The 12,844-nt window shown below is 51.5% G+C and carries 14 protein-coding genes; all 14 read left to right on the top strand.

All coding sequences use genetic code 11. The features are described from left to right. Positions 1-67: 67 nt before the first annotated feature. The 14 genes from thpR (at position 68) to OGY18_RS23230 (ending at position 12,783) form a co-directional block, all read left to right on the top strand. The gene (thpR, locus tag OGY18_RS23295) at positions 68-598 is read left to right on the top strand and encodes an RNA 2',3'-cyclic phosphodiesterase (RefSeq protein ID WP_126319202.1); all 531 of its coding nucleotides are present in this window, start codon (positions 68-70) and stop codon (positions 596-598) included. A 15-nt stretch (positions 599-613) separates the two neighbouring features. Further along, a complete protein-coding gene (gene sfsA, locus OGY18_RS23290; protein WP_003829219.1) occupies positions 614-1,318 on the top strand; it encodes a DNA/RNA nuclease SfsA in 705 nt (234 codons plus the stop codon). A 177-nt stretch (positions 1,319-1,495) separates the two neighbouring features. After that, entirely contained in the window at positions 1,496-1,951 is a 456-nt protein-coding gene (gene dksA / locus OGY18_RS23285) for an RNA polymerase-binding protein DksA (RefSeq protein WP_003829221.1), read from the top strand. Positions 1,952-2,021: 70 nt separating this feature from the next. After that, the gene (gene gluQRS / locus OGY18_RS23280) at positions 2,022-2,918 is read left to right on the top strand and encodes a tRNA glutamyl-Q(34) synthetase GluQRS (protein ID WP_286554550.1); all 897 of its coding nucleotides are present in this window, start codon (positions 2,022-2,024) and stop codon (positions 2,916-2,918) included. A 71-nt stretch (positions 2,919-2,989) separates the two neighbouring features. Further along, complete coding sequence (gene pcnB, locus OGY18_RS23275) at positions 2,990-4,387, top strand: polynucleotide adenylyltransferase PcnB (RefSeq protein WP_204192014.1); 1,398 nt, start codon at positions 2,990-2,992, stop codon at positions 4,385-4,387. Between the two features lie 51 nt (positions 4,388-4,438). After that, complete coding sequence (folK, locus tag OGY18_RS23270; protein ID WP_148362432.1) at positions 4,439-4,930, top strand: 2-amino-4-hydroxy-6-hydroxymethyldihydropteridine diphosphokinase; 492 nt, start codon at positions 4,439-4,441, stop codon at positions 4,928-4,930. Positions 4,931-5,050: 120 nt separating this feature from the next. Then, positions 5,051-5,842 (top strand): 3-methyl-2-oxobutanoate hydroxymethyltransferase, encoded by a 792-nt coding sequence (gene panB / locus OGY18_RS23265; protein WP_057066628.1) that lies wholly within the window; start codon positions 5,051-5,053, stop codon positions 5,840-5,842. 11 nt (positions 5,843-5,853) lie between these two features. Next, positions 5,854-6,708: a pantoate--beta-alanine ligase gene (panC, locus tag OGY18_RS23260; RefSeq protein WP_126319210.1), complete on the top strand. Its 855-nt coding sequence runs from the start codon at positions 5,854-5,856 to the stop codon at positions 6,706-6,708. Between the two features lie 94 nt (positions 6,709-6,802). Further along, positions 6,803-7,183, top strand: coding sequence for an aspartate 1-decarboxylase (gene panD, locus OGY18_RS23255; RefSeq protein ID WP_126319212.1), 381 nt, complete (start codon positions 6,803-6,805; stop codon positions 7,181-7,183). 316 nt (positions 7,184-7,499) lie between these two features. Continuing rightward, complete coding sequence (locus tag OGY18_RS23250; protein WP_126319214.1) at positions 7,500-8,108, top strand: fimbrial protein; 609 nt, start codon at positions 7,500-7,502, stop codon at positions 8,106-8,108. A gap of 81 nt (positions 8,109-8,189) precedes the next feature. Next, positions 8,190-8,933, top strand: a complete 744-nt coding sequence (locus tag OGY18_RS23245) for a fimbrial chaperone (protein WP_126319216.1) — start codon at positions 8,190-8,192, stop codon at positions 8,931-8,933. A 69-nt stretch (positions 8,934-9,002) separates the two neighbouring features. Then, positions 9,003-11,588 (top strand): outer membrane usher protein, encoded by a 2,586-nt coding sequence (locus OGY18_RS23240; protein WP_126319218.1) that lies wholly within the window; start codon positions 9,003-9,005, stop codon positions 11,586-11,588. Positions 11,589-11,615: 27 nt separating this feature from the next. Further along, positions 11,616-12,212 (top strand): fimbrial protein, encoded by a 597-nt coding sequence (locus OGY18_RS23235; RefSeq protein ID WP_126319220.1) that lies wholly within the window; start codon positions 11,616-11,618, stop codon positions 12,210-12,212. A gap of 25 nt (positions 12,213-12,237) precedes the next feature. Continuing rightward, on the top strand, positions 12,238-12,783 hold the full coding sequence (locus OGY18_RS23230) for a fimbrial protein (protein WP_126319222.1): 546 nt from the start codon (positions 12,238-12,240) through the stop codon (positions 12,781-12,783). The last annotated feature ends 61 nt before the right edge of the window (positions 12,784-12,844 follow it).

The raw sequence follows: 12,844 nt of genomic DNA, 5'->3' as shown, positions 1-12,844 counted from the left end.
CTCCAGAGGGTTAACATTCTTCGCGCTGCATTGTAGCATCGCGTTAATTCATAACCGAGTATCCATCATGTCTGAGCCAAAAAGGCTGTTCTTTGCGATTGAATTGCCAGGCGAGGTTCGGGAGCAGCTAATCCACTGGCGAGCCGCGCAGTTCCCCCCTGAAGCGGGTCGTCCCGTCGCCGCCGATAATCTGCATCTGACACTGGCCTTTTTAGGCGACGTCAGCGACGAGAAGCAACAGGCGCTGTCGCAGCTCGCGGGGCGTATTCGCCAGCCGGGTTTTACGCTCAAATTCGATGATGCCGGGCAATGGCTGCGCTCCAGGGTCGTGTGGCTGGGTATGCGTCAGCCGCCGCGCGGACTGCTGCAACTGGCGAATATGCTGCGGGCACAGGCCGCGCGCAGTGGATGCTACCAAAGCCCGCAGCCGTTTCATCCGCATATCACGCTGCTGCGCGATGCCGGTCACGCGGTGCCAATCCCGCCACCGGGCTTTGGCTGGTCATTTCCGGTCACGGAGTTTGCGCTTTATTCCTCCTCATTTGCACGAGGACGCACGCGTTATACGCCGCTGCAACGCTGGACGCTGACTGAATAATCAAAGGGACTGTTTATGCAATTTTCTCCACCTTTACAACCTGCAACGCTCATTCAGCGCTATAAGCGCTTTTTAGCGGATGTGATCACACCAGCTGGCACAGAGTTAACGCTACACTGCCCAAATACCGGTGCGATGACCGGATGCGCAATGCCAGGTGACACCGTTTGGTATTCGACATCAGAAAATACTAAACGCAAATATCCACATACCTGGGAATTAACGCAAACTCAATCCGGTGAATTTATTTGTGTTAACACGCTGTGGGCCAACAGATTAACGAAAGAGGCGATTCAGCAGGCGTTAATTTCGGAAGTTTCAGGCTACAGCACTTTGAAAAGTGAAGTAAAATACGGCGCCGAAGGGAGCCGCATCGACTTTTTGTTACAGGCAGATTCCCGACCTGACTGCTATATTGAAGTGAAATCAGTCACGTTGGCGGAAAAAGAACAGGGTTATTTTCCCGATGCCATCACTGAACGAGGTCAGAAGCATCTTCGGGAATTGATGAGCGTAGCGGCTGAAGGCAAGCGGGCAGTGATATTTTTCGCCGTGCTACATTCAGCCATTACACGGTTTTCACCCGCGCGCCATATCGATGCGAAATATGCGCAATTATTAGTTGAAGCACAGCTTAAGGGGGTAGAAATTCTGGTTTATAAAGCGGAACTTTCTGCCCACGGTATGACTCTTAAAGAGCCGTTGCCCATTACCTTGTAATGGTGTAAATATCTGGTCAATTAGTATTCCGGGCGCGTGGGCAAATACGCTTTTCCTCACAGGGTTGTCAAGTGTTACGTTTAGATAATTGCTATCCGGAAAAGCATCTGCTATTTATAGCGACCTGATTTTTCCCCCGAACATGGGGATCGATAGTGCGTGTTAAGGAGAAGCAACATGCAAGAAGGGCAAAACCGTAAAACATCGTCCCTGAGTATTCTCGCCATCGCTGGGGTGGAGCCGTACCAGGAGAAACCGGGCGAAGAGTATATGAACGAAGCCCAGCTGTCGCACTTCAGGCGTATTCTTGAGGCATGGCGCAATCAACTTAGGGATGAAGTCGATCGCACCGTAACTCATATGCAAGACGAAGCGGCTAACTTCCCTGATCCGGTGGACCGCGCCGCACAGGAAGAAGAATTCAGCCTTGAGCTGCGTAACCGTGACCGTGAGCGCAAACTGATCAAAAAGATCGAGAAGACGCTGAAGAAAGTAGAAGACGAAGATTTCGGCTACTGCGAATCATGCGGCGTAGAAATTGGTATTCGCCGTCTGGAAGCGCGTCCGACAGCCGATCTGTGCATCGACTGTAAAACGCTGGCAGAAATCCGCGAAAAACAAATGGCAGGTTAATTCCGGTCATTTTTACCACGTTTACTACAGGCGGGAGCTTCTCCCGCCTTATTATTTGTTAGTCCGCAAAATGAGCGATTCACACTATATAGGCCGCTTCGCCCCTTCCCCCTCCGGCGAACTGCATTTCGGTTCACTGATTGCCGCCCTCGGCAGTTACCTGCAGGCCCGCGCACAGCGCGGAATCTGGCGAGTACGCATTGAAGATATTGACCCCCCTCGTGAAGTTCCCGGTGCTGCAAATACGATTCTGCGTCAGCTGGAACATTACGGACTGCACTGGGATGGCGATATTTTATGGCAATCCCAGCGTCATGACGCCTACCGCGAGGCGCTCACCTGGCTGCATCAGCAGGATCTAAGCTATTACTGCACCTGCACGCGGGCGCGTATTCAAAGCGTCGGCGGTATTTACGACGGTCACTGCCGTGAGTTACGCCACGGACCAGAGCAGGCGGCAGTGCGCATCAAGCAACGCCATCCGGTAATGCAGTTTACGGACCAACTGCGCGGTGAGATTCAGGCTGACCCGCCGCTTGCGAGGGAAGATTTTATCATTCACCGTCGCGACGGGCTGTTTGCCTATAACCTCGCCGTGGTGGTTGATGACCACTTTCAGGGCGTAACGGAGATTGTACGCGGTGCCGATCTTATCGAACCCACAGTGCGGCAAATCTCTTTGTATCAGCAGTTTGGCTGGCAAGCGCCTGACTATATTCATCTTCCACTGGCGCTCAACGAACAAGGCGCTAAACTTTCAAAACAAAATCATGCACCTGCGCTGCCACAAGGCGATCCGCGCCCGGTGATTATTGCCGCGCTACGCTTTCTCGGCCAGCGTGCCGATATCCCGTGGCAGGAGATGCGAGTGGACCAGATCCTGACGTTTGCCGTTGAGAACTGGCGTCTGACAACAGTGCCTGAATCGGCGATCTTAAATCCGGCATTCTCAAATGCATCATGCTGAGCTATGATTAGCCGCTATTTTTACACAGCAACACTTGTTCTGATTGAAGTTTGACACTACCGAGGTGCACTATTTTTACCCGAGTCGCTAATTTTTGCCGCAAGGTGCTAAGCCGCGAGGAGCGCGAGGCTGAGCTCGCCGTCGCCCGTCCACATATGACGGTAATTCCGCGTGAGCAGCACTCTATCTCCCGCAAAGATATCAGTGAAAATGCCCTGAAGGTAATGTACAGGCTCAATAAGGCCGGATACGAGGCATGGCTGGTTGGCGGTGGTGTACGCGATCTTTTGCTGGGCAAAAAGCCGAAAGATTTTGATGTCACCACTAACGCAACGCCAGATCAGGTGCGCAAACTGTTTCGTAACTGTCGCCTGGTCGGTCGCCGTTTCCGTCTGGCCCATGTCATGTTCGGCCCTGAAATTATCGAAGTGGCGACGTTCCGCGGTCATCATGAAGGCAGCGAGTCCGATCGCACAACATCGCAGCGCGGGCAAAACGGTATGCTGCTGCGTGACAACATCTTCGGCTCCATCGAAGAAGATGCCCAGCGTCGCGACTTCACGATTAACAGCCTGTATTACAGCGTAGCCGATTTCACCGTACGTGATTACGTCGGGGGAATGCAGGATCTCGAAGAGGGCATCATTCGCCTGATCGGTAATCCGGAAACGCGCTATCGCGAAGATCCCGTGCGCATGCTGCGCGCCGTACGCTTTGCCGCCAAGCTCGACATGCGTATCAGCCCGGAAACCGCGGAGCCTATCCCGCGTCTGGCAACGTTGCTTAACGATATTCCTCCTGCACGCCTGTTTGAAGAAGCGCTCAAGCTGTTACAGGCGGGCTATGGGTACGAAACCTACAAAAAACTGCGTGAGTACAGCCTGTTCCAACCGCTGTTCCCAACCATTACGCGCTACTTCACCGAAGACGGTGACAGCCCAATGGAACGCATCATTGCCCAGGTACTGAAGAATACCGATAACCGCATTCACAATGATATGCGCGTTAACCCGGCGTTCTTGTTTGCTGCCATGTTCTGGTATCCGTTACTGGAAGCCGCACAGAAAATTGCGCAAGAAAGCGGTCTGGCCTATTACGACGCTTTCGCGCTGGCAATGAACGACGTGCTGGACGAAGCCTGTCGCTCATTGGCGATCCCGAAACGTCTGACCTCACTGACCCGCGATATCTGGCAGTTGCAGTTACGTATGTCCCGTCGCCAGGGCAAACGCGCCTGGAAGCTGATGGAGCATCCAAAGTTCCGCGCTGCTTACGACCTGTTAGCGCTGCGTGCTGAAGTCGAACACAATGCGGAATTGCAGCGACTGGCGAAATGGTGGGGTGAATTCCAGGTTTCAGCGCCGCCAGAACAAAAAGGCATGCTGAACGAGCTGGATGAAGAGCCAGACGCACGTCGCCGCCATCGTCGCCCGCGTAAACGCGCGCCACGCCGTGAAGGCTCCGCATGACCTATCACGTATACCCAACAAATTTCGAGTCGCATCAAGGTGGTGACACAGATGAAGCTTGAAAAACGACGGGTATATATCGCCCTCGGCAGTAATTTAGCCTCCCCTCTGGAGCAGGTTAATGCTGCCGTGAAAGCGATCGGTGAAATCCCTGACAGCCGAATCGTGGCTGTCTCCTCGTTCTACCGTACACCGCCATTAGGCCCACAGGATCAACCCGATTACCTGAACGCCGCCGTCGCGCTGGAAACCACCCTCGCGCCGGAAGAATTGCTCAATCACACCCAACACATTGAGTTACAACAGGGTCGGGTGCGCAAAGCCGAACGCTGGGGGCCACGAACGCTGGACCTCGACATTATGCTGTTTGGCGATGAAGTGATTAACACCGAACGTCTGACCGTACCGCACTACGACATGAAAAACCGTGGTTTTATGCTGTGGCCGTTATTCGAAATTGCTTCTGAACTTATTTTTCCGGATGGTACAAGCCTGCATCAGCACCTCACCCAACTTGGTGTTGCAAAACCTGCACACTGGTAAAGTATCCTTTCCCCTTTAGCGTTTACTGCTTTAGCGCCAAACGATTGCTTAAAACAATTGCCCCCCTGAATGTGACTGTTAGAATGCCGATAAATATGACTTTCATCATCAGGAAATGTTATGAAACCCACCACCATTTCACTGCTGCAGAAATGCAAGCAAGAGAAAAAGCGCTTCGCAACTATCACCGCATATGACTACAGCTTCGCGAAGTTATTTGCCGACGAAGGTATCAATGTGATGCTGGTTGGCGACTCGCTGGGCATGACGGTACAAGGGCACGACTCCACCCTGCCCGTGACTGTTGAGGATATCGCTTACCACACTCGTGCCGTGCGTCGTGGCGCGCCCAACTGTCTATTGCTCTCCGACCTGCCGTTTATGGCTTACGCCACCCCGGAACAGGCGTTTGAAAACGCCGCGGTGGTCATGCGTGCGGGCGCCAATATGGTCAAAATTGAAGGCGGCGCCTGGCTGGTCGATACGGTGAAAATGCTCACTGAACGCGCCGTGCCGGTTTGTGGTCATCTGGGATTAACGCCCCAGTCGGTGAATATCTTCGGTGGCTATAAAATTCAGGGCCGCGGCGATGCCGGACAAGTGCTGCTGGATGACGCGCTGGCCTTAGAAGCCGCTGGCGCTCAGTTGCTGGTGCTGGAGTGCGTACCGGTTGAGCTGGCGAAGCGTGTCACGGAAGCGCTGTCGATTCCGGTGATTGGTATTGGTGCCGGTAACGTCACCGACGGGCAAATTCTCGTTATGCACGACGCGTTTGGCATTACCGGCGGCCACATCCCGAAATTTGCCAAGAATTTCCTCAATGAAGCAGGCGACATGCGCGCCGCCGTGCGGCAGTATATGGCTGAAGTGGAGTCCGGCGTTTATCCGGGCGAAGAACACAGTTTCCATTAAGGAGCCTTGTTGTGTTAATTATTGAAACCCTGCCGCTGCTGCGCCAGCATATTCGTCGTCTGCGTCTGGAAGGCAAACGCATCGCATTGGTTCCCACCATGGGTAATCTGCATGACGGTCATATGAAACTGGTCGATGAGGCAAAAGCCCGGGCTGATGTGGTCATCGTCAGCATTTTCGTCAACCCGATGCAATTCGACAGACCGGAAGATCTGGTACGCTATCCGCGCACGCTGCAGGAAGATTGCGAAAAGCTGAACAAACGCAAAGTCGATTATGTCTTTGCTCCAGCCGTTGAGGAAATCTACCCGCAGGGACTGGAAGGCCAGACGTACGTTGATGTTCCGGGACTCTCTACCATGCTGGAAGGTGCGAGCCGCCCAGGCCACTTCCGCGGCGTTTCCACCATCGTCAGCAAACTTTTTAACCTAATTCAGCCGGATATCGCCTGCTTCGGCGAGAAGGATTTCCAGCAACTGGCGCTGATTCGTAAAATGGTCGCCGATATGGGCTACGACATTGAGATTGTCGGCGTGCCGATTATCCGCGCCAAAGATGGTCTGGCACTCAGCTCGCGTAACGGGTACCTGACGGCAGAGCAGCGTAAAATCGCCCCTGGCTTATACAAAGTAATGAGCCGCATCGGGGAAAAATTACAGGCTGGAGAACGCGACCAGGAGGAAATTATTGCCATTGCCGAGCAGGAGCTAAACGAAAAAGGCTTTCGCGCCGACGATATTCAGATCCGTGATGCCGACACGCTGCTTGAACTCACCGAAAACAGCAAACGCGCGGTCATTCTGGTCGCCGCATGGCTGGGACAGGCTCGTCTGATCGATAATCAAAGCGTTACATTAGCCCAGTAGACAGGGGTTAAAAATCGGGCAATACTGCCTGATAATTTCCAAAGCAGGCCACAATCGCCTGCTTAGCCAAGATAAACGACAGGGTATAGAAGTTATGATTCGCACCATGCTGCAAGGCAAGCTCCACCGCGTAAAAGTCACGCAGGCGGACCTGCACTACGAAGGTTCCTGTGCCATTGACCAAGATTTCCTTGATGCCTCCGGTATTCTGGAAAACGAAGCGATTGATATCTGGAACGTGACCAATGGAAAACGCTTCTCAACCTATGCAATTGCGGCTGAACGCGGCTCTAAAATCATCTCGGTCAACGGTGCCGCGGCGCACTGCGCTGAGGTTGGCGATATTGTGATTATCGCCAGCTTCGTCACCATGTCTGATGCAGAAGCCCGGACATGGCGCCCGAAAGTGGCCTACTTTGAAGGCGACAACGAAATGAAGCGCACCGCGAAAGCCATTCCGGTCCAGGTTGCCTGATATTTTTTTTAAGAATTCACTTGGTAAATACATTTATCAAGTGAATTTCAAAAATACAAAATAAAATTCACCTTTATTTTAAATAGCGCACCCATATAAATATATTATATTTAATGCAACCCAGATACCAATGTAACCTTATGTATACTATACAGTATTAGCGACACTTAATATCTATTTTATTTTTTATAACAACACCAGTCATTTCTTTTCATAACGACATTCGATAAACTCTCTTCGAATTAATTTAATTCAAAATACAACACGATACAATATGTGTCGTTTGTTTTTATTTAGCAAAAATATGGATATTAAAATGTCTTTTAAGAAATATAGTCTGGCAGCAGCAGTCGCATTAGTTATAAGCGCAGGTTCTGCAATGGCGGCAGATGTACCATCGGATACCGGTACTGTTACTTTCCACGGACTGGTGTCTAGCAATACCTGTAAAATTTCCGTCGATAACAAAATCGACCAGAACGGTAACGACTTCGACGTTAACCTGGACACCGTGTTTGTGAAAGACTTTGCTAACGCATTGGGCGCCAGCAGCACCTTAGGTGAAAAGAACTTCACGCTGAACCTGACCGAGTGCGATCCCGCAACTGTCACCAGCGCCTCTGCACAGTTTGACTCCTGGGGCGGTTCCAGCTCCACTTCTGAAGGTATGCTGGTGCCACCGGCAAACCTGCAAGATGCTGCTGCCAACGTAAACCTGGTATTGTCTAACAACGGCAATAGCAACACAGATCAGGTAAAAGTTGACCAGACCAATAACACCCAGATCGCGACTGTCACCAACGGCATTGGCAATTTATTCTACCGCGTAGCCTATACCCAAGGTCAGGGCTGGGATACAACAAACAACCCGGTAACCGCTGGTACCGTACAGGCACAGGTAGCATTTACCGTTATCTATAATTAAGTCCTGTTTTTTTAAGTATATAAAATCAACCCCTTAACATTGTTAGGGGGTTTTTAATAACATTCCAACAGGAAGTGGAAAATGATCAGCACAACATTTTATAAGGGATTAAAAACCACCTGCTTTGCCGCAGCAATTTGCGCCTCTCTCCCGGCCAGCGCCGATATCGTCATTTCCGGGACGCGTATTATCTATCCGCAATCCTCCAAAGACGTGATTGTTAACCTCGATAACCGGGGCAATAAGCCGCTGCTGGTGCAAACCTGGCTGGATGACGGGCGTGACGGAACCAATCCACAAGAACTCAAGCTGCCGTTTGTCATTACCCCGCCGGTTTCTCGTGTTGATCCGCAAAAAGGTCAGTCGGTGCGTATTACCTATATGGGTGGCGCTTTGCCGCAGGATCGTGAATCGCTGTTCTGGTTTAACGTTCTGGAGATTCCGCCAAAATCTAAAGCTAAAGAAGGTGAAAGCCTGAACCAGCTGCAGCTCGCGTTTCGTACTCGCATCAAGCTTTTCTTCCGCCCGGACAGCTTAAAAGGCACGCCAGGCGACGCCGCAGAGCATATCAAATGGTCGCAGAAAAAAGAGGGGAATACCCTTTCTCTGGTTGCCCAAAATGACGCGCCTTACAACGTTTCTATTTCCAGCGTCTCGTTTAAAGTCGGCGGCAAGAATTACGAAGTAGAAAGTAAATCTATACTGCCTTTTAGTAATATCAATATGCCGGTTAAAGGTTTAACAAATAACACCGGCGGAACCGTTATGTATTACACCATTAACGATAACGGCGGTTCTGAGAAACGCGAAGCCAAAATTAACTAATCTGAATAATTATTATTTGCGTCGATGTCGTGGGTAAGGAACTACCCACGCTAACTATGCGGGAATGCCATGCTTTTTAAACGTTCGCTATTATGTCTTGCCGTCAGTGCCGCACTTCCATTTTCTGTTTGCGCTGTGGAATCCGTACCGGAAACAGAAGAGACTGTAGAATTTAACGATCAATTCTTATTCAACAGCGGTACAAACATTGATGTCAGCCGTTTTGCGAATGGCAACCCGGTATTAGCCGGGGTTTATCGGGTTAAAATTAACCTTAATAATAATTTAAAAATCACCTCTGAAGTTACTTTCAAAGAAAATGGTACGTATCGCGCCAGCGCCTGTATTACGCCATTATTATTAGCACAAGCCGGCGTTGATACAAAAACAATTAGCAGTGATTACGCTGCTGACGATAATGCATCTTGTATAGATATTAAAAAATATTACCCCGGTGCATCTGCAAATTATGACACAGGTAAACAGGCGCTCGATCTGAACTTCCCCCAGATTTATATCCTGAAACGCCCTGCGGGCTATGTCGATCCCTCCCTGTGGGAAGATGGCGTCCCTGCCGCCCTCGTTTCTTATGATATGAACGCCTGGCATAGCGAAGGCAACGGCAGTACATCCGACACGGCATATATGGGCTTGCGTTATGGTCTGAATATGGGGCCGTGGCGTTTACGCTCACGCGGCAACCTGAACTGGGATAAAGACAACGGCAGCAAATACACCAGCCAGGATATCTATTTACAGCGTGATATTACGCCATTAAGCGCGCAAATGGTGCTCGGCGATTCCTACACCCGTGGCGATGCGTTTGACTCCTTCAGCCTGCGTGGCGCACGGATGTATAACGATGACCGTATGTTACCGATCGGCACCAGCAACTATGCGCCGGTCATTCGCGGTGTGGCGAACAGTAACGCCAAAGTTACCGTTACGCAAAGCGGCAATAAAATCTACGAAACTACCGTACCACCGGGTGCCTTTGAGATAAACGACCTCAGCACCACCGGTTACGGTAACGACCTGTTGGTTACCGTTGAAGAATCTGATGGCAGCAAGCGCACGTTTACCGTGCCCTTCTCCTCCGTGACTCAAATGCTGCGCCCCGGCGCTACGCGCTGGGATATCGGCGTCGGTGAGTTGAACAACGATTCTTACGCTGACAAACCGCAGGTCGGTTACGCCCAGTTTTACTACGGTCTGAATAATACCTTTACCGGCTATATCGGCGCGCAGTATACCGACATGGATTTCTATGCCGGGCTACTGGGGCTGGCCATGAACACCCGCATCGGCGCATTTGCTTTCGACATTACCCAATCTCATGCCGAAGTTGACGAGCTGGGGACGTTAAGCGGGCAAAGCTATCGCCTGACCTACAGTAAAATGGTCGAGGCGACGAATACCTCCTTTAACGTGGCGGCTTATCGTTTTTCAACCGAAGATTATCTCAGCCTGAACGACGCCGCTTCCCTTCGGGATAGCGTTAAGCGGCAGAAATATGAAAACCAGGCTTACCAGTCTAGCGCCGAACTCTATTCCGATTACCAGCGCACTAAAAATCAGGTACAGATCAGTATTAACCAGCCGCTACAGTCCAGCGACTCTACTTACGGATCGGTATACGTCAGCGGGACCTGGCAGGATTACTGGAATGGCGACAGCTCTACCTCCAATTACAGCCTCGGCTACAACAACAGTTTTGCTTACGGCAGTTACAGCCTGTCGCTACAACGTTCCTACGATCAAAACGGTGCCAAAGATGACAGCATCTATCTGAGTCTCAGCATCCCGCTGAACGTCTTCTCGAATAGCTACGATCGTTCAGGCGGGTTCAGCAATATCAATATGGGGCTGCACTCAGATATGAAGGGCGGTGCCAGCTTCAACTCAACGGCCAGTGGCAATACGAAAAATAACGATATCAGTTATTCCGTGAGTGCCTCCTCCAGCGGCGGTGGCAACTACGGCAACCTTAATCAGGTGAGCGGTTTTACCTCGCTGAACAGCAGTTATGGTCCACTGGGCGTTTCAGCATCGTATAGCGATGATAATAGTAAACAGTATTCAGCCACCTATAGCGGCGGTATGGTGCTGCACTCTGGCGGGGTAGCGTTCGCACCGGGCAGTATCGGTGATGCCGATGCGCTGGCGCTGGTGAAGGCCAGCGGCGCAGAGGGTGCTGGCATCGGCTACGGCAACAGTGAAATAGGCAAATCCGGCTACGGCATCATGCCGTATATGTCGGCTTACCGTGAGAACCGCGTATCGCTGGATATCAGCACACTGGAAACTGACGTTGAAGTGAAAAACACCAGCGCCGTGACCGTACCGCGCAGCGGTGCTGTGGTACTGGTGAATTTTGAAACCGATGAAGGCCGTTCACTGATTCTGGAATTACAGCGCAGCGATAAAGGTTTTATTCCATTGGGTGCAGATGTACTGAATGAAAAGAACGAGCCTATCGGCACCGTGGGCCAGGCGGGCCAGGCCTATGTGCGCGGCGTTGAGGATCAGGGCGTGCTGCGTGTGGTTTGGGGCAGCGGCAAAGAAAGTACCTGTACCGTTCATTATCAGGTAACAGGAAATACAACGAAAGCAGGGTTAACGCCGGTTCTGAGTGACCAGGTTTGCCAGATGTAACCTTAGGGAAAATCAGTGAGAGGGAATATGAAAAAAAATATGCTCAGACTGCCTGTTGTCGCTCTCATCGCGATGGCGGCCTCAGGAGCAGCGCTGGCGGGAGGGACTAACCTTGATGTCAACTTTACTGCCTCCGTGAACGAAACCACCTGCAATATGAAGCTACAGGGCGGCAGTGGCTCGGACACCGACCAGACGCTGAAAATCGGCAACGATATTGGCGTGCGGATTAGCGACTTTGGCACATCAGCCAACCGGGCTGGCAACGCAGCCGCACAGGGTAATTTCAAAATCATGATCGTGGAATGCCCGCCGACGCTGACGTCGTTAAAAACGAAAATAACCGGGAGTCAATCAGGTTATTTAACCACGGGCATTCTTAACGCCATTAAAAAAGAAAATGGCGGAGCCGACTATACCGCCGTGTCTATCGCACGTATGACAACGCCAAACGCACCGTTCGTGATCAACTCAACGGCCGCAGGCGAGAGTCTGATCTGGACAAACGATGAAATTAAAGCTGGCGAAGTGCCCCTGGTTGCCGTGTTACAGGCGACACAGGATGGCAGGGTAACCACTGGCACTTTTGAAGCCACCGCTACCTTTGAATTCAGCTACGAATAAATTGCGCAGAATACGGAGCACTATCATGAAATTGACCCCAGCTTTACTCGCGTTATCCGTTTCTGCCGTTCTCTTTTCGGGAGTAGCCAGCAGCGCCGTTATTTCCGGGACCACTTCGGCGAAGATGAAATTTACCTCGACCGTCGTCACCGGAACCTGCACGGCAAAAGTGGTAGACGGCAGCGGTGCCAGCACTGCCGAAATTAAATATGGCGATATTTATCGTTCGGATATCGGCAAAAGCACCGTCCCGCTTTCAATCCAGTTGAGCAACTGCTCCGGCGTGACCAGCGCGACGGTCGCCGCCAAACCGGGCTCAGGCGGTAAGTGCTCCGGTAAATCGTATGACGGCGGCCTGAAAACGGCGTTTGAAATCTGGAGCGGCGCGGTGGATACCGGCGTGCAGCTTTCCTGCACGACACCGCCAGCAGCGCAGGTGGTGACGATATCCAACGGAAGCGGGCAATACCCGATGCAGTCAAGGATTGTCGCTGCCGAGGGGCAAACTGCGGCGACTGTCGAGATGGGTAACGTTTCTGCCCCTGTCACCTTTGTTGTGACCTACCCGTAATTATCTGCCAAAGCTGGAGTGACGCTGTATTAGCAGCCATTTCATTGTGATTTTATGTTTA

This window comes from Citrobacter sp. Cpo142 (assembly GCF_030332425.1).
Taxonomy (GTDB): domain Bacteria; phylum Pseudomonadota; class Gammaproteobacteria; order Enterobacterales; family Enterobacteriaceae; genus Citrobacter; species Citrobacter portucalensis.
The sequence above is the reverse complement of the archived record's forward strand: the minus strand, read 5'-3'. Positions and strand labels throughout refer to the sequence as shown.

Coding starts and splice junctions, on each gene's coding strand:
- thpR (WP_126319202.1), top strand. CDS start 68: ATGTCTGAGCCAAAAAGGCTGTTCTTTGCGATTGAATTGCCAGGCGAG.
- sfsA (WP_003829219.1), top strand. CDS start 614: ATGCAATTTTCTCCACCTTTACAACCTGCAACGCTCATTCAGCGCTAT.
- dksA (WP_003829221.1), top strand. CDS start 1,496: ATGCAAGAAGGGCAAAACCGTAAAACATCGTCCCTGAGTATTCTCGCC.
- gluQRS (WP_286554550.1), top strand. CDS start 2,022: ATGAGCGATTCACACTATATAGGCCGCTTCGCCCCTTCCCCCTCCGGC.
- folK (WP_148362432.1), top strand. CDS start 4,439: ATGAAGCTTGAAAAACGACGGGTATATATCGCCCTCGGCAGTAATTTA.
- panB (WP_057066628.1), top strand. CDS start 5,051: ATGAAACCCACCACCATTTCACTGCTGCAGAAATGCAAGCAAGAGAAA.
- panD (WP_126319212.1), top strand. CDS start 6,803: ATGATTCGCACCATGCTGCAAGGCAAGCTCCACCGCGTAAAAGTCACG.
- OGY18_RS23250 (WP_126319214.1), top strand. CDS start 7,500: ATGTCTTTTAAGAAATATAGTCTGGCAGCAGCAGTCGCATTAGTTATA.
- OGY18_RS23245 (WP_126319216.1), top strand. CDS start 8,190: ATGATCAGCACAACATTTTATAAGGGATTAAAAACCACCTGCTTTGCC.
- OGY18_RS23240 (WP_126319218.1), top strand. CDS start 9,003: ATGCTTTTTAAACGTTCGCTATTATGTCTTGCCGTCAGTGCCGCACTT.
- OGY18_RS23235 (WP_126319220.1), top strand. CDS start 11,616: ATGAAAAAAAATATGCTCAGACTGCCTGTTGTCGCTCTCATCGCGATG.
- OGY18_RS23230 (WP_126319222.1), top strand. CDS start 12,238: ATGAAATTGACCCCAGCTTTACTCGCGTTATCCGTTTCTGCCGTTCTC.